Annotated in this window: 23 protein-coding genes; 10 read left to right on the top strand and 13 right to left on the bottom strand. The window is 49.5% G+C overall.

Annotated features, from left to right (window positions below; all coding sequences use genetic code 11):
* Window positions 1-43: 43 nt before the first annotated feature.
* The 6 genes from CWE15_RS02565 to CWE15_RS02540 all read right to left on the bottom strand — a co-directional run bounded on the left by CWE15_RS02565 (window position 44) and on the right by CWE15_RS02540 (window position 3,441).
* Window positions 44-361, bottom strand: a complete 318-nt coding sequence (locus CWE15_RS02565) for a hypothetical protein (RefSeq protein ID WP_126756477.1) — start codon at window positions 359-361, stop codon at window positions 44-46.
* Between the two features lie 58 nt (window positions 362-419).
* Complete coding sequence (locus CWE15_RS02560) at window positions 420-644, bottom strand: hypothetical protein (RefSeq protein WP_126756476.1); 225 nt, start codon at window positions 642-644, stop codon at window positions 420-422.
* A 108-nt stretch (window positions 645-752) separates the two neighbouring features.
* On the bottom strand, window positions 753-1,997 hold the full coding sequence (traF, locus tag CWE15_RS02555; protein WP_126756475.1) for a conjugal transfer protein TraF: 1,245 nt from the start codon (window positions 1,995-1,997) through the stop codon (window positions 753-755).
* Window positions 1,998-2,034: 37 nt separating this feature from the next.
* Entirely contained in the window at window positions 2,035-2,541 is a 507-nt protein-coding gene (locus CWE15_RS02550) for a YgjV family protein (protein ID WP_126756474.1), read from the bottom strand.
* A gap of 25 nt (window positions 2,542-2,566) precedes the next feature.
* Window positions 2,567-2,929: an outer membrane protein assembly factor BamE gene (locus CWE15_RS02545; RefSeq protein WP_126756473.1), complete on the bottom strand. Its 363-nt coding sequence runs from the start codon at window positions 2,927-2,929 to the stop codon at window positions 2,567-2,569.
* The gene (locus tag CWE15_RS02540) at window positions 2,926-3,441 is read right to left on the bottom strand and encodes a DUF192 domain-containing protein (protein ID WP_157980698.1); all 516 of its coding nucleotides are present in this window, start codon (window positions 3,439-3,441) and stop codon (window positions 2,926-2,928) included. The genes CWE15_RS02545 and CWE15_RS02540 overlap by 4 nt, the downstream gene beginning before the upstream one ends.
* A gap of 75 nt (window positions 3,442-3,516) precedes the next feature.
* Here CWE15_RS02540 and CWE15_RS02535 point away from each other — a divergent pair, with 75 nt between their 5' ends.
* Window positions 3,517-3,903 carry a hypothetical protein gene (locus tag CWE15_RS02535; RefSeq protein WP_126756471.1) on the top strand — a complete coding sequence of 129 codons (387 nt, stop codon included), beginning with the start codon at window positions 3,517-3,519 and terminating at the stop codon, window positions 3,901-3,903.
* Here the strand turns inward: CWE15_RS02535 and CWE15_RS02530 are convergent.
* Window positions 3,900-4,658, bottom strand: coding sequence for a 3-deoxy-D-manno-octulosonic acid kinase (locus CWE15_RS02530; RefSeq protein WP_126756470.1), 759 nt, complete (start codon window positions 4,656-4,658; stop codon window positions 3,900-3,902). The genes CWE15_RS02535 and CWE15_RS02530 overlap by 4 nt on opposite strands.
* Window positions 4,655-5,965, bottom strand: a complete 1,311-nt coding sequence (waaA, locus tag CWE15_RS02525; protein ID WP_126756469.1) for a lipid IV(A) 3-deoxy-D-manno-octulosonic acid transferase — start codon at window positions 5,963-5,965, stop codon at window positions 4,655-4,657. Before waaA ends, CWE15_RS02530 begins: the two co-directional genes overlap by 4 nt.
* Window positions 5,966-6,102: 137 nt before the next feature.
* Here waaA and CWE15_RS02520 point away from each other — a divergent pair, with 137 nt between their 5' ends.
* From CWE15_RS02520 to CWE15_RS02510, 3 genes are read left to right on the top strand one after another with little or no spacing between them, the layout of a single operon-like run.
* Complete coding sequence (locus tag CWE15_RS02520) at window positions 6,103-7,029, top strand: gluconeogenesis factor YvcK family protein (RefSeq protein ID WP_241971836.1); 927 nt, start codon at window positions 6,103-6,105, stop codon at window positions 7,027-7,029.
* An 8-nt stretch (window positions 7,030-7,037) separates the two neighbouring features.
* Complete coding sequence (locus CWE15_RS02515) at window positions 7,038-9,749, top strand: M14 family metallopeptidase (RefSeq protein WP_241971835.1); 2,712 nt, start codon at window positions 7,038-7,040, stop codon at window positions 9,747-9,749.
* A 17-nt stretch (window positions 9,750-9,766) separates the two neighbouring features.
* Window positions 9,767-11,821 (top strand): alpha/beta hydrolase family protein, encoded by a 2,055-nt coding sequence (locus CWE15_RS02510; RefSeq protein WP_126756468.1) that lies wholly within the window; start codon window positions 9,767-9,769, stop codon window positions 11,819-11,821.
* Here CWE15_RS02510 and dcd read toward each other — a convergent pair.
* Complete coding sequence (dcd, locus tag CWE15_RS02505) at window positions 11,796-12,389, bottom strand: dCTP deaminase (protein ID WP_126756467.1); 594 nt, start codon at window positions 12,387-12,389, stop codon at window positions 11,796-11,798. The two genes, CWE15_RS02510 and dcd, sit on opposite strands and share 26 nt — an antisense overlap.
* An 18-nt stretch (window positions 12,390-12,407) precedes the next feature.
* On the bottom strand, window positions 12,408-13,424 hold the full coding sequence (gene apbC / locus CWE15_RS02500; protein ID WP_126756466.1) for an iron-sulfur cluster carrier protein ApbC: 1,017 nt from the start codon (window positions 13,422-13,424) through the stop codon (window positions 12,408-12,410).
* A 168-nt stretch (window positions 13,425-13,592) separates the two neighbouring features.
* On the opposite strand from apbC, the gene metG reads away from it, so the two are divergent.
* The 3 genes from metG to CWE15_RS02485 all read left to right on the top strand — a co-directional run bounded on the left by metG (window position 13,593) and on the right by CWE15_RS02485 (window position 16,505).
* Complete coding sequence (metG, locus tag CWE15_RS02495; RefSeq protein WP_126756465.1) at window positions 13,593-15,635, top strand: methionine--tRNA ligase; 2,043 nt, start codon at window positions 13,593-13,595, stop codon at window positions 15,633-15,635.
* A gap of 87 nt (window positions 15,636-15,722) precedes the next feature.
* The gene (hspQ, locus tag CWE15_RS02490) at window positions 15,723-16,034 is read left to right on the top strand and encodes a heat shock protein HspQ (RefSeq protein WP_126756464.1); all 312 of its coding nucleotides are present in this window, start codon (window positions 15,723-15,725) and stop codon (window positions 16,032-16,034) included.
* Between the two features lie 105 nt (window positions 16,035-16,139).
* Window positions 16,140-16,505, top strand: a complete 366-nt coding sequence (locus tag CWE15_RS02485; protein ID WP_126756463.1) for a histidine triad nucleotide-binding protein — start codon at window positions 16,140-16,142, stop codon at window positions 16,503-16,505.
* Here the strand turns inward: CWE15_RS02485 and CWE15_RS02480 are convergent.
* Together CWE15_RS02480 and ggt are read right to left on the bottom strand one after the other, a co-directional pair.
* On the bottom strand, window positions 16,502-16,924 hold the full coding sequence (locus tag CWE15_RS02480) for a hypothetical protein (RefSeq protein WP_126756462.1): 423 nt from the start codon (window positions 16,922-16,924) through the stop codon (window positions 16,502-16,504). The genes CWE15_RS02485 and CWE15_RS02480 overlap by 4 nt on opposite strands.
* Entirely contained in the window at window positions 16,921-18,663 is a 1,743-nt protein-coding gene (ggt, locus tag CWE15_RS02475; protein WP_126756461.1) for a gamma-glutamyltransferase, read from the bottom strand. Before ggt ends, CWE15_RS02480 begins: the two co-directional genes overlap by 4 nt.
* 91 nt (window positions 18,664-18,754) lie before the next feature.
* On the opposite strand from ggt, the gene rrtA reads away from it, so the two are divergent.
* Window positions 18,755-19,345: a rhombosortase gene (gene rrtA, locus CWE15_RS02470; RefSeq protein WP_126756460.1), complete on the top strand. Its 591-nt coding sequence runs from the start codon at window positions 18,755-18,757 to the stop codon at window positions 19,343-19,345.
* Here the strand turns inward: rrtA and CWE15_RS02465 are convergent.
* A complete protein-coding gene (locus CWE15_RS02465; protein WP_126756459.1) occupies window positions 19,342-19,893 on the bottom strand; it encodes a nitroreductase family protein in 552 nt (183 codons plus the stop codon). The two genes, rrtA and CWE15_RS02465, sit on opposite strands and share 4 nt — an antisense overlap.
* 123 nt (window positions 19,894-20,016) lie before the next feature.
* On the opposite strand from CWE15_RS02465, the gene sppA reads away from it, so the two are divergent.
* Both sppA and ansA read left to right on the top strand, forming a co-directional pair.
* Complete coding sequence (sppA, locus tag CWE15_RS02460) at window positions 20,017-21,903, top strand: signal peptide peptidase SppA (protein WP_126756458.1); 1,887 nt, start codon at window positions 20,017-20,019, stop codon at window positions 21,901-21,903.
* Window positions 21,904-22,917, top strand: a complete 1,014-nt coding sequence (gene ansA, locus CWE15_RS02455; RefSeq protein WP_126756457.1) for an asparaginase — start codon at window positions 21,904-21,906, stop codon at window positions 22,915-22,917.
* The last annotated feature ends 5 nt before the right edge of the window (window positions 22,918-22,922 follow it).

The raw sequence follows: 22,922 nt of genomic DNA, 5'->3' as shown, positions 1-22,922 counted from the left end.
CTTATGTGCTAAGGCTTTTAAGTTAATCCCAGTTGCTAGTAGGTTATGATATTGCTAGTGGCTTGATCACAAAGCTTACAACAGCTTTGGCTACGACAACGTTAACAGCCAGCAATAACGAGACAATAACTGCTGACTCGTTCAAGCTGCCCCACCTATTACCATGCCAAAGAAACTCAACCGCTAAGGGTAAAACGAAGCTAAATGACGGCGCTTTCCTTGAAAGAAAAGCCCAAGCTGCGACCACCAAAACGACAGCTAGTGCCCCTTCTAATAGGCCGATGGGTGCAGGATGTAACCAAAACAGTGAATACGTTAAAAAACAAAATAAAAGAATAGAGGCAAGCATACTTGCAGCCACTAGCATGCCCATATAGGTTTGGGCACGGCGGTACTTCTTAACCATTAGAGATCCTTCGTTACAGTTTGTCTATTTCAGATTTTACTCGATAACTTTGGTCTGTAACCAGCGCTTCTAGGGTTTTCACTCTCTCTTTTAGGCGTTCTACATCATTTTTCAGTGATGAAACGGTTTCGTTGTCTGTGCCTGATTTATTTTCATACTTAAGCTGTACTATTTTTCCGACAATGCCAGCAACTAAGCTCGCCACCACAATAATAACGACCATGCTAAATGGGTTCATAATAACTCCTGTTGTTGTTTTCTATTTACTTTAAGGTGAAGTGTATTGATTGGCAATAAAAAAGGCACACTGCTTGTGTGCCTTTCCGTTACACCTTCACCATGGCAGTTAGAATGTAAATGCCAACTGTGCACCCGCACCTAGGTTTCGGTCGGACACATAGTTCGCCATAATATTAATATGCACTCGCCCAAACGGTGAAAAGCCTAGACCTGCGGTAATCATGTCGTCGAAGGTACCTTCTAAGTCGTGACGGTAGCCTACACGCAATTGCAAGGTACGCCATAAATCAAACTCTGCACCGGCTCGGGCAAATTGATGTTTGATTTCTTGACCGAATAATACCTGCTGGCTTTCACTCGACATATGCAAGTAGTTCTGCGCCGTTAAGTCGACGTCCGCTGACAGCGTGAACGACTTAGAGCGGAAGCCAACACCAGCAACAAACTCGGGCTTAAATTCATACACCAGCGGCATGGTTGGGTTACCATACACAACTTTGTTATTAATAAAGTCGATGCTATAAAAAGGAGAAGACTCAACATCTTGGCTGAGTAAGTTTTTCCCTACCAAGCCGAAGCTGACATTGTCGAGTGTGTAAGTAAGGCCAACGTCTAGGTTGAAGTAACTATCGTCTGAGGCAAAGTCATTGGCGTCGAACTCATCTTCGTCAAAGCTTTGAATGGTAGAAGCGTAAGCAAAGGTGTCAATGCGTTGCATTTTAGGAGCAATACCCACGCCTAATGTATTCCCACCTACTTCAAAGTTTTTAGCGAGGGCCACACCTAAGTCTGTGCGCATAGAGCCCACGACCACCCCGGCACTGCGTAGGTCGTCTAAGTCTGCAGCGTCCGTCGCATTATCAATGATGTCAAAGTCGCCGGTGTCTAAGCGAGGGCCTGTAAAAATGGTGGGTTGCGCATTCACAAACACACCAACCGACACTAAATGCGCCGGAATAGCTAACTGCGCATAGAAACTTGCTTCAAAGTTCACATCGCCTTTCACATTGCCGAAGTCGGTTCGAAGTTGGTCGCGAGCCGCTTCAATTGCAACCGCATCGTTCGAGCCAGAGTCAAGCAAGTCTTCAAGCTGTTCGTAGCTTTCTTGGAAAGCGTCGATGCGGTCAATTAAGTTGTCTTCGTCGGCAGCGTTAAAGCCGAAAGAAGGGAAAACCAAGCTTACGTTGTCTCTTTCTTCAAAACGCGCCATAAGCGCTGGGTTTAAAAAGCCAGCCTGAATGTAATTACCATTCGCAACACCGGCCCCACCCATAGAAAGTGTCCGATTTTCCGCCATTGCGCTCCCAGCACATAAGCTAGCTACAAGTACGCCTAAAATTCTTTTTTTCATTGGTTTTCTCCGACTTTCGGCTTAAAAAATAAAATGTTTATTCGGTTTTACTTTGCTGCTCAGAACGCATTTTTGTCACAATACTGGTTAAATTCGACAGGTTAAATAACATGCCTAAGCCACTGCCAACAATAAAGGCATACAGTAAGCCTAAAAGCTCTGCCACAATAAACCAGCGGCGAATGGCTTGAACATGCGTTAACACAATGGCGCCAACGGTAAATATAAGCGCTGAGGCATACGCAATAAATAAGCTCACTGGGTTATGCAAGTACAGCCACTCCCACAGACAAAAACCCAAGGTAGCGGCCACAAAAACAACAAGCACCAACCTGTTGGTGTAGCGCACTGCAACCAAATTTCGGATAGCGCCAATGCCTATACCAATGGCGCCAGCTAGCGCCTCTTGCAAAAAAAAGTGCAAGCTAAGAAAAGCAAGTGCTAAGGCTGCAATGACTCTGTATTTATTAATTGTCCCAGCACGGTACGCTATAAAGTTTGTTAGAACAGCGAGGCCGCCTGTGATATATATCCAATATTCCAATTCTAGACCCTGAGTATAGTATATTTCAATTTTTTTTCTGAAAGTGGTTGTTTTGTAAGTCGTAATCCACAAGCACCGCTTGGGAATCAAACACCAAGGTTAAACGGACCAAATTACTTTCTTGTTTTACTTGGTCATGGCGCACGTCCGTGTAATTCCAGTATTGATAGTCACCCACTTGGCTTACGCCGTGTGGTTGTCCTAACATGCCTAATACCTGCTGCTGACGAGTGTGCCCGCGCACCAACCACTGCTCCGCACGAGCAGGCGTTAAGGCGGTCAGCAAGATAGGTTCAACTTGAGGTTGTTGGTTAGCGGCTTGTTGCGCACACCCCACACCGAGCAGGCACATCAGAGTAAGCAGGCTAATAAGGCGGTGGCTGTTCATGACGGGTTCCCTATTTCTTGTGGGCAGGCATGCAGGGACAGCTTACTCCCAGTTGTTATATGCAAAGCCGCAAAACGCCCGGCGGCCATTTCCAGCGCCATTTTATATGGTACAGCGGGTCGATAGGTTGGGCATCGGCTGGCTTTGCGTTCATGGCATGGGGCCATTTGTTGAACCTCCATGACCACGCCTTGCGCGTTCATAAACGCAATGTCTAAGGGAATACGCGTACGGTACATCCAGAAGCTACGCAGTCCTGTTGTTGGGTAAATAAACACCATGCCGCTGTTGTCGCTTAACGAAGTACGCTCCATTAAACCACGGGCTCGCTGCTCATTTGTCTCTGCAACTTCCAGTTGTAACAACGTAGGCTGTTGCCCTTGCAGCGCGGGTGAAGTAATACATGCTTGGCGTGTTTCAAACTGCACATGAGCTTCGGCCGGAGTCGCCCATAAACTCACCATGAGTAGGCTACTGGCCAATAATCCACAAGCTCGTTGCCTTACAGACATGAGAACTTCCCCCTTCCATTTGTGTAAATTTAGCGTTAAATTAGCCCTGTGCATTTGCAATTGAAGGACACACACATGACTCACACCCTACGACTTGCTGCTGCTCTTTTGGCCATTAGCGGGCTTAGCGCATGCTCTGTTACGGTGCAAGACACTGTTGCCCTTCATCCATTTCATGAGCAACCCATTCAAGATCCGCGACCACAACTCCACTTTGCAACGCCTGCACACGTCGATGCAAGCCAATATAAGATTTATGTTAACACTCTTTATGTCGGGACTGTGGCTGATTTTAAAGAAAATTCTCGCCCGTTGCGTTTACTTTCTGGTTCACACCAAGTCAGTATAATGCACAATGCAGAGCCTGTTCTTACAAAAGGTGTCGTGTTACAAGACGGCTCTTTACAAGTCCTCCAGATTCCTCGGTCGGGCATATTGGTGCTGGCTGACAGCGAACACTAAGGCGCTTTTGAATAACCTGCCATAAAGGCCTGCCAGTCAGCAGGCTGCCAATGAAACCTACTTCCAGAAGGCGTATTGGCTAACTCTTTTTCAAAAGAACGCAGCAAGCGTTGTAAGTTAGACATTTGCCAGGAAAGGATTTGTGAAGAAGTATAGGGCCGCGGTTTCATACCACAGCGGTCAAAGTCTATCAGGAATGCTTGTTGGTCAAGGGCGCGCCACAGAATGTTTTTGCAATTTAGGTCTGAGTGGTACACCCCAGCCAAGTGAAAGCGCCGTACTGTTGCGCCCACCGTCATCCACTCTTCTTCATTTAAACTCTGTTGGAGCAAGAGCCGCCCTACATCTTGCGTGTGCGGTATTCGCTCAATAAGCAAACTGGCTTGATATGTGATGCCACGGCGTTTAACCAATGCCGCCACGGGCTTAGGCACTGGCAGCTGTGCTTTGCCCATATCTAAAAGCATTTGGTATTCAGCCATTGAACGCGTGCGGCTCAAGCCTGTATACACAAACGAACGGCGAATAAACTTTCCAGGCAGCCCTCCGCGGTAATAATGCCGCAGTACCCACTCCTGTGCTTGCACGTTGACTTCTGTTGCCTGTGATAACACCTTTTCTGGCGCCACAAACCACACCGTGTTACGACCACCTGACGTACCCGTTACGGCCTTGTGCTGCTGCCAAAAAGGAGCTTGAAAGTAACTTTCTGTAAGGCCTTCTACCTGCGTTACAAGGTGGTTTTGCGTCATCATAGTGTGGGCTCGTGTTGAAGGCTTTGCACGGCAGCATAGGTTCGCACTGTGGCCCCTCGATGACGAGCAAACACTTGCTGGGCTTGGTCGCCAATGTGACGGGCCTGGTCAAGGCAAGTAAGCAGTTCAAATAAAGCCTCTTCCATACTTGGCTCGCCGTGAACCCAGCGAATGGCTTTATGCGCGTCAAGTTGCTGGTACACTTCAGTAAAGTTAAACACATGCGGCCCAGATAAAATGGGTAAACCGTACGCCATGGGCTCTAAGGGGTTATGCCCACCCCGCTCTATTAAACTACCACCGACAAAAGCGACGCTTGCAACCCCGTACCACACCATCAACTCGCCCATGCTGTCGGCGAGCAATACCTGTGTGTCGGCAGTCATGGGGTCGCCACTACTGCGCCGTACCATACGCAGTCCAGACTGCTGTATTAAGTGAGCTACTTCTTCAAAGCGCTCTTTATGGCGCGGCACTAAAATTAACAAGGCGTCAGGCTTTTTGCTGAGCAACTGACGAAATGCGGCTAGTACTATTTCTTCTTCCCCTGCATGGGTACTGCCGGCTGTAATGATGGGCCGGTCCGAAAGGAGGGTTTTAAAAGCACTCACATCACGCTGCACCTGGGGTGGTATTTTTACGTCAAACTTCAGGTTGCCTGTCACTTGCAGCGCCTCGGTACGAACACCCAACTGTAAAAAACGCTCAGCCTGAACGCCGTTCTGCACACCACATAACTGCAATGTTTGCCAGCTCGGACGAAACAACCAAGCTGCGCGTAGGTAGCCTTTCATACTACTCTGGGACATGCGGGCGTTAATGAGCGCTTGGGGAATACCGTGCTTTTTGCCCGCATGCACCAAGTTAGGCCACAGCTCGGTTTCCATCAGCACGATGGTTTGGGGTTTCACCCGCTGTAAGAAGCGCCCCACGGCACATGGTAAGTCGAGAGGCAAGTAGCTATGTTCGCCTCGCCCTTGCAGAAAGTGTTGAATAAGTTCAGAACCCGTAGGTGTGGTGCAGGTTACCCAGACAGGCGTACCATTATCAAGTAACTGCTCAATAAAACCTTTGGCGGCAAGAAACTCTCCAACAGAAGCGCAATGCACAAGTGTTGGTTTATTCTCTTCAGCAACCTGAACAAAACCAAATCGTTCACCCCAACGGCGGCGGTAGGCTGGGTTTTTTCGACTTTGCCAAAAAAGGGAAAGCAATAACAAGGGCACCATCAAATAAAACAAAAGCGTGTACAACAAACGGACACAGCCAGCGCGCATAACGTACTCCAAGACACTGATAACCAGCATATCTTGCCAAATGCTTAGGAAAAACGCCACGAAAACAAGGTATACTGCCCCCTTTTGTGGTTATATGTTAATGCATTGTTGTATACTTGAAATGCATGTAACAACATGCTGTGCACTTCTTTGAGTTGAGGCAGTCTTTGGAAACACAACACATACAAACAAGCAGCCAAGCCAGCGACTATTTAAGGCCCTTACAGCGCATTACTGCTCTTGGCGGTGGCCATGGCTTGGGCCGTTTACTCTATTCATTAAAGTTTATGGGCAAGAAGTTAGTGGGCGTTGTTGCGACCACAGACAATGGTGGCTCGACGGGTATGCTGCGTGCGACACACAAGTGCATAGCCTGGGGCGACATTCGAAACTGCTTATCTCAACTAGCCCAGCAGCCGCTTGCCGCTGAGCTGCTAAATTACCGATACAACGACAACCAACTAAATGGCCATAGCTTTGGCAATCTATTGCTGCATACTTTGAATGAAATTTCGGCCCGGCCTATTGATAGTATTGAGCTATTAAGCCGGCTCTTAAAGGTAAATAGTAAAGTACTTCCTATGTCGGAAGTACCCACAGACCTAACCGCGGACACTGTTGAAGACTTACATTGCTTTGGTGAAATCAATGTGGACGCCCTGGTCACTATGCCCAAACGTTTGAGCTTAAGCCCGAAGGTAGCCGCCACACCCGAGGCCATAGAGCATATTCTTCAAAGCGACCTTATTCTGCTTGGACCTGGTAGTTTTCTTACGTCTATTATGCCGCCCTTATTAGTGGAAGAAATTCAACAGGCGATTGCTGCGTCCGGTGCTTCCATTCTGTATGTAGACAACTTAGTCAAAGAAAACAGCCCTGCTGGGCGTTTATCAACCCAAGAACGTCTCACATGGTTAGAACAATATCTAGGAGGCGCCCGGGTCCATGCGGTAATCAGTCCTAAAGCCCATGAGATCACGCATATTCCCGTTGTGCAAACGGTAACCCCTGAAGCAAACACCTTACATCGCCATGACGCAACCCGTTTACGTATAGCGATTGCGCAAGCGTACTACCAATTAAATAATAAGTGAGGAATAGTATGAACACACCTGTATTAGGTGCACGTTTACGTGTACTTGTTGGCGCTCTTTGTTGTGCCATGCCCATGTTTGCAAGCGCAACGGTAAACCAAGATCTACCTCAACAATACATACCGAATTGGTACAACAGCACCCAGTATCTCAGCAGTACGCCCACTGTTGAACAGGTGTTAGGTTATGCCGCAGGCTCCCGTATTTCTTCGCCTGCGGCAATTCATCACTATTTCTCCGCTTTGGCGCAAGCCCATCCGGACCGCATCAAACTATTTGAATACGGTCGTACATGGGAAGGCCGTCCGCTTTTTTATGCGGCGATTTCAAGTCCAGAAAACATCGCCAGGTTAGAGCAACTTGAAGCCAACATGCGCCTGTTAGCCGACCCACGCCAAACAAGCGAAGCAGAAGCGGCTGACATGATAAAGCAGCAGCCTGCCTCTGTTTGGATTGCAAGCTCTGTGCATGGTAACGAGATTTCGCCGGCAGACTCGTCCATGGTCACCGCATGGCATTTACTGGCCCATCAAGACGAGGCCACAAACGCTTTATTGCAGGACACGGTTATTTACCTTGATCCTCTCCAAAACCCAGACGGCCGCGCACGTTTTGTGTCGCGCTATTACGCCACCATTGGGCTTGAGCCTGCCGCTGACCGAATTGCTGCAGAGCACAATGAGCCTTGGCCCAATGGACGAACCAACCATTACTTGTTCGATATGAACCGCGACTGGCTCACCCTGACACAGCCAGAAACTCAAGGCCGTGTACGGGTGTTGCAACAAACGTTTCCCCTTTTGTTTGTTGACTCCCATGAAATGGGCGGCGATTCGCCTTATTACTTTACACCCGAGGCGCACCCCTATAACCCATTTATAACCCAGCCGCAGCGTGAAGCCCTGCACTGGGTTGGGGAGCATAACGCCAGCCACTTCGACGCCAATGGTATTGACTACTACACACGTGAGATTTTCGACGCCTTTTACCCAGGTTACGGCGCCAGCTGGCCTTTGTATCACGGCACCATTGCCATGACCTATGAAGTAGGTTCGTCCCGTGGGCATACATTCCGTACCCGCGATGGGGAGACCCTCACCTATGCCGACACTGTGCAGCGCAATTTTATTGCCTATATGGCAACGATAGAAACAGCTCAACAACGGCGTCAGGCCTTACTCGAGCGTTTCTATCAGTACCGAAGCGAAGCTGTGAATGCAGGCAATAAAGGCGATGTGCGCAGCTATATTTTCGCCAATCAACGTGATGCTGCAGGGCATCGAAAACTGATGAGTATTTTAACCGAGCACGGCATTGAGGTGGAGCAAGCGCAAAATGACTTTCGCGCCTGCCGTACCCGTTTTCCAGCAGGTGCCTATATTGTTAATGCCAACCAGCCAAGCTATCAGCTCATACGTACTTTGCTGGATAAGCATGTGCCCATGGACCCAGAGTTTCTTGCGGAACAAGAGCGGTTGCGGGCGAACAACCTGCCCGATCAAATTTATGATGTGACGGCATGGAGCTTACCCCTGCAATTTAATTTAGACATGCAAGTGTGTAACCGCACCGTGTCGACTGACACAGTAAAAGTAGCGCCACAGCGCATTCAGCCTGGCACTCTTAGCAACCCCGACGCCCGCTATGGCTTTTTTGCCGCTTGGGGCGACATGAACACCGGCAGACTATTAACCGCCGCATTACGCGCGGGCCTGCTGGTGCGCAGCGCGGATGTCGCCTTCACTGACAAAACAGGCACTCAATACCCTGCCGGCTCCTTAATTATTCCGCGTGAGGGCAACCCAGAACAGCTGAACGACATTCTTACAGAACTAGCACACTCCTCGGGTGCGCACCTCGTGGGGAGCGACTCGAGTTGGATGCAAGCAGGTCCTAACCCGGGCTCAAACAATGTGAAGCGCATGCATGCACCGCGCATTGCCATGCTTTGGGGCGAACCAAGCAATGTACTAAGTGCTGGTAGTACCCGCTTTATTATTGAGCGAGAGTTTAACTACCCTGTGACGGCTATTCGGGCTGAGCAGTTGAAACAGGCCAACTTGTCCCGTTACCAGGTTATTATTTTGCCCGCAACCCGCGGAGCTGGTTATCAACAAGCGCTAGGAGCCTCGGGCCGTGAACATTTACGCCAATGGGTGCAAAATGGAGGGGTGCTGATTACCTTAGGCAACGCCACCGCATTTGCCACCAGTGGCGACAACCCGCTACTAGCCAGTCAGCTAGAAATGAAAGCCCAAGTGGGGGATGTTGTGCCAAAAGGGCAAAGTGCAGGCGCCCTGATTACGGACAAACAAGACTTACAACGCTACATTCGCCCTGATAAGACACGCCCAGACTGGGTAGCGGGTGCATTATTGCGTGCAGAAGTGGATCAAGAACATTGGTTAACAGCGGGTATTCACTCGCACTTGCATAGTCTGTACACAGGCAATGCAATGTATACGCCGCTGCGCATTGAAGATGGCCGAAACCTGGTGTATTTCAGCGACAAGGAGCAGGTGTTGGCAAGCGGCCATATGTGGCCTGAAAGCCACGAACAAGTGGCCTTAAAGCCCCTGCTTATGCAGCAGCCTCATGGCCGTGGCATGGTTGTTAGCTTTACCCAAGAGCCAAACTACCGTGCCTACATGGACGGCATGCATGTATTATTGATGAATGCCATTTTCCGCGCGAGCGCCCATGCTCGCCCATTGCGTTAATATAAAAGAGGAAGCACATGACATCTTTTACATCCACTGGAGTTGCCGCTGCCCTGTCGGCTTCTTTAGTATTGTCAGGGTGTGCCCTCGCGCACACTCCTGCTGAAACCCAAACTGAACAACGGGCCCTAACCGCAGAAGACTATTATCATATAAAGCAGTTAAGCCAATTGGCCCTCAGCGACAATGGTCAATTGCTGGCATTTGTCCAAGCACAGGTCAGTGACGACCGGCGCTCACGGGAGACGTCTATTTGGGTCCACAAAGCGGGCCAAGAGCACCCCGTGCGGTTCACCTCTGGCAAGAGTGACCGAGCCCCCGTATTTTCACCTGACGGCACCACCTTATTATTCCAAGGCAGCCGCCCCGGTACCGGCCCTTTAGCAGGCAAAGACGTATCTGGCTTGTATGCCATGAGCACCTCGGGTGGCGAAGCGCAGCTGCTCCTGCATCTTGAACAAGCACGCATACAACAGCTCGCTTGGTACCCAGACAACACGCGTTTACTGCTTACCTTAAGCCATGCTCCTGAAGTTACAGACCCGCAAGCTAAAGCAGAAAAAAAAGAACAGCCAGAAGCCGACAGTGACTTTATTGCCTATGCAGACTACAAACGCCAAGGGGGTTACAAAAGCGAGCGTGTTAGTACCTTGTGGGAATACAATACCCAAACCCACCGCTTAACGCGCTTAGCCGCCGAAGTCGAACATTCTATTCAAGATGCCCAACTCAGCCCAACGGGCGAGCACATTGTGTTTACCGTGAACCGCCACCCTGACGCCCGAGAGGGGGCTTATGCCCGCGACATCATCCTATGGAGTGAAGGGGACACTCAGCTTTTACAAGCAGGAAAAGCCTATGCGGGCCAGCCTCTCTGGATAGATTCAGAGCACCTTGCTTTTGTGCGTCGTGAAAATGCGTATGCAGCACCGAGCTTGCTAAGCACCAACATTCATTCAGGCACGGTTCAATTGCTAGCAGAGCGCATGGACCATCACCCGCGTAATTTAGTGGCAGCTCATGACGCCCTCTGGTTTATTGCAGACCACTGCGGCAGTCGCATGCTATTTCGCACCGCTCTCGATGGCAGCGGCTATCAGCCTGTCACGGGTGAAGGATTTAGTTTAAGTAGCTTAGTGGTTTCGGAGCAAGGGCAACAATGGGCCTGGCTGCGTGAAAACGAAGTACAGCCCACCGAGCTAGTACGGGTGTCTGCACAGGGTAAGCCAAGTAATCACCTGCCTGCACTATACGACCCAAATACCGAACTGTTAGCGAAACTAAAGTTAACGCCCTACCAGCGTTTTACCACAGAAACTCCCGACCAACAGTCGCTTGACGTATTTTTCTTGGCCCCCAAACAAACGGCAGAAAACACCCCGGTTATTTTGAACATTAAAGGAGGCCCTGGCGGCATGTGGGGTCACCAATGGTTCCCAGAAAACCAGCTGTTGGCTGGTCACGGCTATGCAGTGACCTTTGTTAATTACCGTGGCAGTACTGGCTACGGATATGACTACCAAAACAAGGTACGATTCGACTATGGAGGGGTGGACTACCGTGACAACATCAGTGCCCTCGATGCGACTCTCGAGCGCTTCCCTTGGTTAGACAAAGAACAACAGTTTATTACCGGGGGCAGTCACGGCGGCTTTCTCACAAACTGGGCCACCACGCAAACAGACAGGTTTAAGGCAGCGGTTACCCAGCGCAGTGTCAGCAACTGGATTTCAGAAGCCGGCACACAAGCCTTCCCACCCCTTTCTATGCAACAAGAGTTTGGTGGCACCCTGTGGGAGAATTATGACTATTACTGGGACCGTTCACCGTTGCAGTTTGCCAATAAAGTAACCACGCCTACTTTGATTATTCATAGTAGCGACGACCACATTACCCCGATTGGTCAAGGTGAAGAATGGTTCTATGCCCTAAAAGCAAACCAAGTACCGGTTGAAATGGTGGTGTTTCGCGGGGAAGGACATGGGTTAAGCCGTTCCGGCAAGCCAGTGAACTTGGTAGAACGGCTACAACGCATGGTCGAATGGTTTAATCGGTACCGTCATCCGCACTAATGCGGCTGGCGGTCGCACCGCGCTGATCTTTGTATTTAGCGTCAGTGCGTTTACTGTAGGGGCGTATGCAAGACTCGCTAAGCACTTCAAAGCTAAGCGCCCCTATTTTCATATTCGGTCGCAAGGCCAGTGGCAGCTTACCACTATTGTAAAACTCCAACACAATTTGCCCCGACCAGCCTGGGTCAATTCGGTGGGCGGTCACATGCACCATCAGCCCTAACCGGGCCAGCGAGGAGCGGCCATCGAGCCAACCGACAATATTGTCTGGTAAGGTCACCGACTCATGGGTAACAGCTAAAGCAAACTCGCCAGGGTGTATAAAAAACTGATCATCGTCGTTAAGAATGATTTCACTGCTCATCACCCGTTGAATAGCTGCGTCAATGTCTTCCCGCTTGCCGCTAATGTCAATATAGGGAGCCGCATGGTCATCTATGACCCGGAAGCTATTGCCTAGGTGAATATCCACGGTGACCCCAGAAATGTTTTGCGAACTTGGCGCAGGCTCAATACCAATATGCCCTGCAGCCAAGTACTGCTCGATTTGTCCATCTGTTAAACGCATGCTCATATCCTATATAACTCAATCGTTTGGCGCATTGGGCGAGCTCAATTGCCAAGCATTGGCCGCCATCCGCTCTGCTGTTGTTATTATTTCTTGGCTTACTGGGTGTTCGGGTGAACTTTGAACCAAGGGCGTACCTGCATCTAGGTGTTCTCGCATATCTGTCACCAAAGGCCATTCACCCAGTAAAGGAATACTGTGCCGCTCTGCTAAGTTTTTACCACCGTCACGACCGAAGATATAGTCTTTGTGTTGGCACGCACCGCAGCTATAGTAACTCATGTTCTCGACTAAGCCGAATACAGGCACCCCCACCTTACGGAACATGGCAATGCCTTTTTGTGCATCGGCCAGGGCCACTTCTTGCGGTGTGGTGACAATAACAGCCCCTGTAACAGGGAGTTTTTGCGCCAGGGTCAATTGAATGTCGCCTGTCCCGGGTGGCATATCTATCAGTAAGTAGTCTAAGTTATGCCAACGCGTATCAAAACACAATTGCTCCAATGCTCGGCTGGCCATAGGTCCACGCCAAACCGTCGCGTCCTCTTCGTCCGTTAAATAGCCAAGGGAGTTCACCTGAAGTCCAAAACGCTCAATGGGAAGCATTTTCTTGTCTTCCGTAAACTCAGGTTTCGCTTGTTTGTTTCCTAACATCGTAGGAATAGACGGACCAAAAATATCTGCATCGAGAATCCCCACGCGGGCTCCACTGGCTTGCAGCGCTAAAGCAAGACTCACAGTTACCGAAGACTTACCCACACCCCCTTTGCCAGAGGTTACCGCAATAATATTACGACTGGACACAGCCTTAGCGTCCGTTTTTCTGGGTAAGGCTTCAACTTTGCCATGAATATGCCAAGTGTAAGCATTCAGAAAGTCATCTGTTGCAATGAGCTTTCGCGCTTCAGTTTCTGCATAAAAAGGAAGGGTTAGTTCAATCACAGGCCCGCGCACCTGAATCCATTCAGGAAGAAAACCATGCACGAAAGTGTCGCTGCGCAAGGTTTGGCAATAATGAAGTAGTGAATCTGTCATGAGGAAGGTCCTTGTAGCAATCGATTGTCGCTCGGGTACGTTGAAGCTTTGATCTTATGAACAAGTTCACTGGAAAAGCAACTGATAGCTAATGAAAACAAAGGCGAAATCAGCTACTATATGCAGCTTATGAGGCACACCCGACTTAATTTAGGAACGAGAGCGCTAATGGCTGATCAAGAAAGAAAAATATTAGTAACCAATGCCCTACCCTATGCCAATGGCCCAATACACTTAGGCCATATGCTTGGTTATATCCAAGCGGACATTTGGGTTCGCTACCAACGTTTGGTAGGTAATGAGTGCCATTACGTGTGTGCCGATGACGCACACGGCACACCTATTATGCTGAAAGCAGCCGAGTTTGGCATAACGCCTGAAGAAATGATCGAGCAGATGAGCCAAGCTCATCAAGCCGACTTCCGCGACTTTGGTGTTTCTTTCGACCACTACCACTCAACCCATAGTGAAGAAAACCGCGCTCTTGCTAGCCTTATTTATACCCGCCTACGGGACAACGGTTATATTACAACCAACACCATAGAGCAGTTATACGACGCCGAACGCGGTATGTTTTTACCGGACCGTTTTGTCAAAGGAACCTGCCCTGAGTGTAAGTCGCCTGACCAATACGGCGATAACTGTGACAACTGTGCAGCGACTTATTCGCCTATCGATCTCATTGACCCGCGTTCGGCCGTGTCGGGCTCTGTGCCTGAGGTTCGCGAGTCTGAGCACTACTTCTTTGACTTGCCTGCCTTCGGTGACATGCTAAAAGAATGGACCCATTCTGGCTCATTGCAGCCGGAGATGGCGAATAAGCTCAATGAATGGTTTGAAGCCGGGCTGCAACAGTGGGACATTAGCCGCGACGCACCCTACTTTGGTTTTGAAATTCCAGACGCACCGGGTAAGTACTTCTATGTTTGGCTCGACGCGCCTATTGGCTATATGAGTTCGTTCCAACATTACGCCGAGCGCGAAGGCTTAAACTTTGACGAGTTCTGGCAAAAGGGTAGCAAAGCCGAGGTATACCATTTTATTGGTAAGGACATTATTTATTTCCACAGCCTGTTTTGGCCTGCCATGCTGAAAGGCGCGAACTTCCGCCAGCCCACCAACGTTTGGGCTCATGGCTTTATTACGGTCAACGGCACCAAAATGTCCAAGTCGCGGGGCACTTTTATTATGGCCCGTACCTATTTAGAGCACCTGAACCCTGAGTATCTGCGTTACTACTTCGCCGCGAAATTAAGTAACCGTATAGACGACTTAGACCTGAATTTAGAAGACTTTACCCAACGGGTGAACTCAGACCTAGTAGGGAAAGTAGTCAACATTGCCAGCCGTTGTGCCGGTTTTATTAGTAAAAAGTTTGCCGGCCAATTGTCAGACACTGTTGCCGAGCCAGAGTTGCTAGCAGAATTCCAAGCAGCGCAGAACACCATTGCCCAAGCTTATGAGTCACGTGAGTTTAGCAAAGCCATGCGTGAGGTTATGCGTTTAGCAGACCGTGCCAATGAGTATATTGCTATAAAGGAGCCCTGGCAGTTAGCTAAGCAAGAAGGCCAAGAGCAAGCGGTGCAAGACATCTGCTCTATGGGTATTCACCTATTCCGCATTCTGATGGTTTACCTTAAGCCGGTTACGCCGCAATTAGCAGCCGACGCAGAAGCGTTCCTGCAAGACACGCTCACATGGGCAAGCATTGATCAGGTCCTCACCGGCCACACTATTAATAAGTTTAAGGCGCTGTTACAGCGCGTCGATAAAGAGAAAGTGAATACTATGATTGAAGAGTCAAAAGAGTCGTTACAAGAAACAGCAGCCCCAGCTCAGGAAACTCCTGCGCCTACGCAAGCAGCCATTGAGCCTATTGCGGCTGAAATTGAGTTTGACGACTTTATGAAAGTTGATATGCGGGTTGCTCGCATTGTCAACGCAGAGCATGTAGAAGGCGCTGATAAGTTGATAAAGCTCACCTTAGACATTGGTCTTGCAGAAACCAAGCAGGTTTTTGCTGGCATTAAGGCTGCTTACCAACCTGAGTCTCTGGTAGGCCAGTTAACGGTTATGGTGGCCAACTTGAAGCCACGTAAAATGCGTTTTGGACTGTCTGAAGGCATGGTACTAGCGGCCGGCCCAGGCGGCGACGACCTCTACATTTTGAACCCACACGAAGGCGCTCAGCCTGGCATGCAGGTCAAATAAAAAATAACAGAATTCGGGTAAAGCTCGTGCCATTGGTGCCGATAAGTATGTATCGCGCAGGATGAATACGTATAGAAGGAGCACAGTATGGTGCGAGCTAAATTTTCAATAGGTCAGGTGGTGACCCACGGGTTATATGGATATCGTGGCATCATTATAGACGCCGACCCGGTATTTTCTTTGTCGAATGACTGGTACGAACGCATGGCGCAAACTCGTCCTGCTAAAGAACAGCCTTGGTACCACATTCTGGTCCATAACTCGGATATACAAACCTATGTCGCTGAACACAGTTTAACCGCTGAGCAGCAGACGCTAGACGTTACCAACCCGCATATTGAAAGCTATTTCCGTAAGCGTGAGCGCCAGCAATACGACACCCAACGTATGATGAGCTAAAGTTTCACCTTCTATTTGATTGAATATCCAAAGGGCTCAGTGTTATCACTTGAGCCCTTTTGCTATTCTGCCTACCATAGGTTGAAACGTGTAAAAGGAGGCTACATGGCCGAAGAAACTATTTTTGACAAAATAATTCGCAAGGAAATTCCTGCAGACATTGTGTATGAAGACGACCTTGCGCTTGCATTTAAAGACATTAACCCACAAGCGCCTGTTCACCTACTGATCATTCCGAAGCAAGCAATTGCCACTACGAACGATATCAGCAAAGAGCAACGTGAATTGGTGGGGCACCTTTATTGGGTAGCTGGTGAAATTGCACGTGAGCAAGGGTTTGCAGAACAAGGTTACCGTACCGTCATGAACTGCAATGAATATGGTGGCCAAACCGTGTACCACATTCATGTTCACTTATTGGCGGGGAAACCATTAGGTTGGCCGCCCTATCAAGAGCGGCTAAAAGCCTAATTATAGGGGCCGCTGAGTAAGCGTTCAAGCTTCCAGCGTCCCTCTTCTACCGTCATCACTGCAATACGAAAATTCTCGTAATGCTTGTCACCTTTATAACCGGTAACCGCCAAATTTAAGCGTAAACTCTCAGTGTCACTGCGCTTCGGCGGATGCAGAGGAGCTTGAACACTAACTTCTATTTTATCGTAGCTCATATTGTATAAGTAACGCCCCACAGAGCGCGTGGTGCCATACGACTGCATCAACTTTTGATGCCGCTGGCTAGCATAAGCCATCGCTGCATCGAAATTGTCTTGGTTATATAGTGCATCAAAGTGCTTAACAACCACCTCACTAGGCGTTTCTATATGAGGCTCTTCCTGACAACCAGTAAGGAAGGGCAATGTTACACAAATGATTAATATAAGGTTTTTCATTGCCCTGCCACATGTCCTTCTCGACGTGGGTCAGCACCACCGAGTAAACGACCATCTGGTAAACGCGTAATACCATGCAAACCGCTGTTCAACGCCCGCACTTCAACCGTGTGGCCACGCTTCGTTAGGTCTTCAACCCAGTTCAACGGAGCGAGTTCAGCCTCCACAGCTGTGCTGCCATTCATATTTGTCATTCTTGGCATATCAATCGCTTCTTGCATGTCCATGTTCCAGTCGACAAGACCTAAAATAGTTTGTGCTACATAGTTAATAATACGGGGACCACCCGGTGAGCCAAGCACATGCAAGGGTTGACCATGTTCATCAAACACAATCACAGGGCTCATTGAACTACGGGGACGCTTTCCTGGCTCTACCCGATTTGCGACCAACCCTTCGGCATTGCGCGGGTTTAATGAAAAGTCTGTCAGCTGGTTATTCAGTAAAAAGCCACCGGCCATCACCGTCGAGCCAAAGCCCATTTCAATGGTGGTGGTAATGGACACTGCGTTTCCTTCTTGGTCCACAATACTAAAGTGGCTGGTGTTCGGTTGTTCCAGGCTAGCGGCCATCACCCATTGACCACCGGCTAAATCACCCGCTTGCGCAGTTCCCATGTCGCGCTCGGAAATAAGGGAACGACGCATTTCAATATAATCATCGGCCAGCATGGCTTGCACCGGCACTTCAATAAAGTCCGGGTCGGCGCTATAGGTGTTGCGATCAGCAAAGGCTAAGCGGGAGGCCTGAGTAAAATAATGCAGCGCTTCTGTATTCACGTGCTCACCCAGTTCAAAGCCTTCTAGCAACTTGAGCATTTGCACAATAGTGGTGCCTCCCGAGCTTGGCGGCCCCATGCTGCACACATCAAGCTCACGGTACGCGCCACAAACAGGCTCGCGCCACACGACATGGTAATTTGCCAAATCCTGTATATTTAGACGGCCGGGTGCTATGGCAGAGTGTCGAACAGCTTGCACCATCGCTTCCGCTAAAGGCCCTTGATAGAACCCGTCTGCTCCTTCATTGGCAATGGTACGTAGGCTCTCAGCTAAAGCTGGATTCTTCTTTAAGGTGCCCGCTGCCAGCGGTTGCCCATTTGGAAAAAAATAACTTTTCGCAGGCTCTAGTTGTGCAAGCCCCGGATTAATGCCCATGGCGACCAGTTGTGCCAACCGGTCAGAGACCACAAAACCTTCTTCGGCACGTTCAATGGCTGACTCAAATAAGTGTGCCCAAGGCAAGCGACCAAAGCGTTGATGCGCTTCCTCCAGTCCCTTGACAATACCTGGGGTACCCACTGAGCGGCCCCCGACAACAGCGTCTATCCAACGCACAGGCTGCCCTTGTGTGTTGAGGAATAAGTTTTCGTCTGCTTCTGCCGGTGCAGTTTCTCGCGCATCAAGGGTGTATAGCTGCTTGGTCTTGGCATCCCAATACAAAATAAAAGCCCCACCACCAATACCTGATGACTGTGGCTCCACCAGCGTTAGCATAGCTTGCACTGCAACAGCCGCGTCAATGGCATGCCCTCCTTGACGTAAAATATCCGCCCCTGCCTCCGCCGCGTAGGGATTAGCAGCAACCACCATGTAGTCGTTTAACACAACGGCTTCTTGGGCAATGCGGCCCGTATGCCCTTCTGGGTCGAAAGCCGTCGGCGCACCCGTGGGGGTTGGCTGGCATGCAGCTAAAAATAGTGGCGCTGCGAGCCACAGCAAGCGTGATAATTTTTTCATTTCAAGTACACTTCTAGAATACGAGTCGTGGCATTAAGCCTACCATAATATCCACTACCACTGAAGCTACAAACGAAAGGTAAAATTAATCATGGATCGTGTGTTTAAATACCCTGTCATTACGCCCCTGCTTGTTCTTTGTGTGTTGCTATTGGTGGCGTATTCCCCTGCAGCACAAGACGCTTTAGTGTTAATAGAAGGCGAACTTTGGTCGCAGATTTGGCGTCTTTTCGGGACCCACTTGGTGCATATCCACCTTGCACATGCTATTTACAACGGCTTGGGCCTGTTTCTCTTGGCTGCTGTCTTTCACACCCAGTTTACCAACCGCTTATTGTTTAACGTGATGTTATTAAGTGCTTTAGGCGGCACCTTGGTTTCTGTGTATTTAGGGGGGGAATCAAACTTTGTTGGGCTAAGCGGTGTGCTGCATGGAGTGTATGCCTATGCTGCCTTGCGTATAGTGCAAACTGAGCGGACCAAAGGCACTATTTTATTGGCCTTGTTGGTGTTAAAGCTAAGCTATGACTTTGTCACAGCAGGGAGCCAGCTTGCTTGGCTAGATGGTGCTGCCGTGGCGCACTGGTGCCACTTTGGCGGGGCGATTGGCGGCGCCCTGGCAGTTCCTGTACTTCGTAAAACGTCACTCGAACTGTTACGGGGCGCCGATGAGCAGCATTAGTTGCTGCTGTAGTCGAAGAAAATCTTCTTGTCTTTGGCTGGCTTAATAGGCGTTGGCACCGCAGGTGTGCCCACATAAATAAAGCCAAGGATGTCTTCTTCCGCTATACCTAGCTGCTCTTTTAAGAACTGGGATTCCGCATAAGGCCCCGTACGCCACACCGCCCCGTAACCTTGGGTAAACGCCATTTGCACTATCGCATGGGCGGCACAGGCAGCACTGGCGAGTTGTTCGTCACGAGGCACCGACTTATGTTCTTGATAACGAGTCGACACCATCAAAATCATGGGGGCACGCAAAGGTAAGCTGGCCGCGCGCTCTATGGCATTCTCGCCTAACTCTTCATGCTCTGCTGTGGCTCGGAATAAGTCTCCAAGCTCCACTAAATGCTCGCCGCGAAATACGATTACTTGGTATGGTGTTAAGCTCATATGATCTGGGACCCGCAAAGCCGCTGCTTCAAACAATTCTAAATCAGCAGGTGTCGGCGCTGGCTCCACTAGTCGAGGCATTGACGAACGATTCAATAACAAATGACGTGCATGCATAAATGTTCCTACATCATAATCAACAAAGAAATGAATGGGCAAAGAGTACCACTTACCCTATAACCTTACAAAGCGCTCTTGTATTCGGTTACAATACGGCTTTGTTTTTAACGGATAAAAAACATGAAGCTACTAATGCGCTTACTACACTCGCTTGGGCGGTTTTTCAACGGCGTTCGCCGTTTTCTCACTAACTTGGTGTTTTTCACTGTGTTGTTTTTTGCTCTGCTCTTTTTCGTGTTCAAGGACGACCGCGTGGTGATTGACGACAACACCCTACTGGTGCTTGACATAGAAGGCGTGCTCGTTGACTTACCTAACTACAAAAGCCCGACTGAACAGCTTACAAACGACATGTTCAGTCTCGACGACGACACTTTGGAAACCAGTATATACGACGTATTAGCTGCCATAGACCGCGCTGAAGTAGACCACAGAATTTCGGGCATTCACCTTCAATTAGACTACTTCCAAGGGGGTGGCTTAAATCACCTGCAATTGCTTGGCCAACGGTTAAGTGCGTTTCGTGAGCAAACAGGGAAACCCGTTATCGCCACAGGCGACTACTTTAACCAAAGCCAATATTATGTAGCTGCCCATGCCAGCCAGATTTTGTTGCACCCTGAAGGGGTTATTGACCTACAAGGCTTTCATGCCTACCAAAATTACTTCGCCAGCTTTTTCGAAAAGCTCAATGTGAACACCTACATTTTTAAAGCCGGCGACTATAAAACAGCTACCGAACCCTATAGCCGCGACACCATGTCGGAAGCTGCTCGCACCCAAAGCAGCCTCTGGCTAAACGACCTATGGCAACAGTATCTAACGGATATTGCGAACCAGCGTGTATTGCAACCAGACGCCCTTTCAGGGCGCATCACAGACTATTTATACGCCTTAGAAGCGGCCGACTTTCATCCGGCCCAAATGGCGTTGCAAGTAGGGTTCGTAGACCGCTTGGCCAGCCACCAAGAAATGCGTGAAGTACTGGCTCAAGCGAGTGGCAGCCAAGCCGACCATCAGGATTACCCACGTGTTTCATACCGCTCGTACTTAGAAGCCTTCGACCCTGTCCAGGTGCCTCAAGAACAAGCGCGCATTCAAGTTATTCTGGTTTCCGGCAGTATTATTCATGGCTCCAGTTACCCAGGCGCTACCGGCAGCGACACCCTGATCGCCAAGCTACGGGAGGCCCGTTTAGACGAGCACGTAAAAGGCGTGGTACTGCGTATCGATAGCCCGGGTGGCAGTGCCTTCGCCTCGGAAGTAATACGCCAGGAAATGGCGCTCTTTGCCGAGGCCAATAAACCTATTTATGCTTCTTTAAGCGCTACGGCAGCTTCTGGCGGGTACTGGGTGGCTTTAGGCGCAGACAAAATTTATGCAGCCCCCTCCACCATTACAGGCTCCATTGGGGTATTTGGCATGTTCATTAGCTTGGAAGATAGTTTCAAGCAGCTGGGAATTCATTACGACGGCGTGTCGACAACGGATATGCCATTACTCGATGCAGGCAAGAACCTGCCTGCAACCGCAGCGCTGATGATGCAACATGACGTAGACAGAACCTATCGCAACTTTACCCGGTTAGTAGCCACAGAGCGCGGCATTCCCATTCAAGGCGTTGCCAACATTGCCGAAGGCCGTGTTTGGACGGGCCGTCAGGCAAAGCAACGGCAGCTTGTGGACGCTCTCGGTCATTTATCCGATGCACTCACCGACCTGGCCACCGAATACGAAATAGACCACTACTGGGTGGATATGCCAACGGTTGAAAAAGGCAGCCTGGATTACATCCTCGAGCAGCTTTTGCAAGCACAGGCCTCCATCACAAAGCAGCTGGTTTCGCTGAATGTGCTGAGCGCTGCGCCTTCGCCCACTACACGTATACCCAATAGTTTGACTCAACAGATACTACGGAAGCAGTTAAAACAACTGGCCACCCTGAATAATTTTAATGATCCACGCGGTTTATACAGCCGCTGTACCGAATGTATTGAGGTATTTTAAGTGAACACGTCTCGTAAACGTATTTATATTGCTTACACCGGCGGCACCATTGGCATGAAAAAGTCGGACCATGGGTATGTCCCAGCACCTGGCTTTTTAGGCCAGTCTATTCAAGGTATGCCAGAATTTTACCGGGAAGAAATGCCGACCTTCGACTTGTGCGAATACAGTCCGTTAATGGACAGCTCCGACATGAACCCGTCGGACTGGCAGAAAATAGCCGCCGATATAGCAGACAAGTACGATGATTATGACGGCTTTGTTATTTTGCATGGCACCGACACCATGGCCTACACAGCCTCGGCTTTGTCGTTCATGTTTGAAAACTTAGGCAAGCCCGTTATTGTGACTGGCTCGCAAATACCTCTTGCTGCGCTGCGTTCTGACGGTCAAACCAACCTCCTGAATGCACTGTATTTAGCGGCTCACTACCCTATTCATGAGGTGAGCTTATTCTTTAATAACCAGCTATTTCGCGGCAACCGGTCCACCAAAGCCGACGCAGATGGCTTTAATGCATTTGCATCACCTAACTTCCCTCCCTTATTACAAGCCGGAATTGATATTGACTTAATTGAAGGCAAGGTAAGCCCTGTTTCCGAAGCGCCATTAGTTGTGCACCCAGTAACAGCGCAAGATATTGGGGTGGTCACCCTGTATCCTGGCATGAGTGCAAATATTATCGACAGCTTAGTAGCACAACCGGTTAAAGCTTTGATTATTCAAAGTTTCGGTGTCGGCAACGCCCCCCATACGGGTGCTCTACCCGCAGCCATAGGACGTGCTGTCAAAGCTGGCATTCCTGTATTGAACTGTACGCAGTGCTTTAGCGGCAAAGTTAATATGGCCGGGTATGCAACAGGTAACGCATTAGCCGACTTAGGTGTCATAAGTGGTGGGGATATGACCATTGAAGCCGCCCTTACCAAGCTGCACTATTTGCTTAGTAAGGGGCTCACTGGTGACGCCTTGTGCGAGAAGTTAAAAGCCAATTTGCGTGGCGAATTAACTTAAAGCGT

Source organism: Aliidiomarina taiwanensis (genome assembly GCF_003987015.1).
In the GTDB taxonomy this organism is placed as follows: domain Bacteria; phylum Pseudomonadota; class Gammaproteobacteria; order Enterobacterales; family Alteromonadaceae; genus Aliidiomarina; species Aliidiomarina taiwanensis.
Note: the sequence above shows the minus strand (reverse complement) of the source record. Positions and strands in the feature narration are given on the sequence as shown.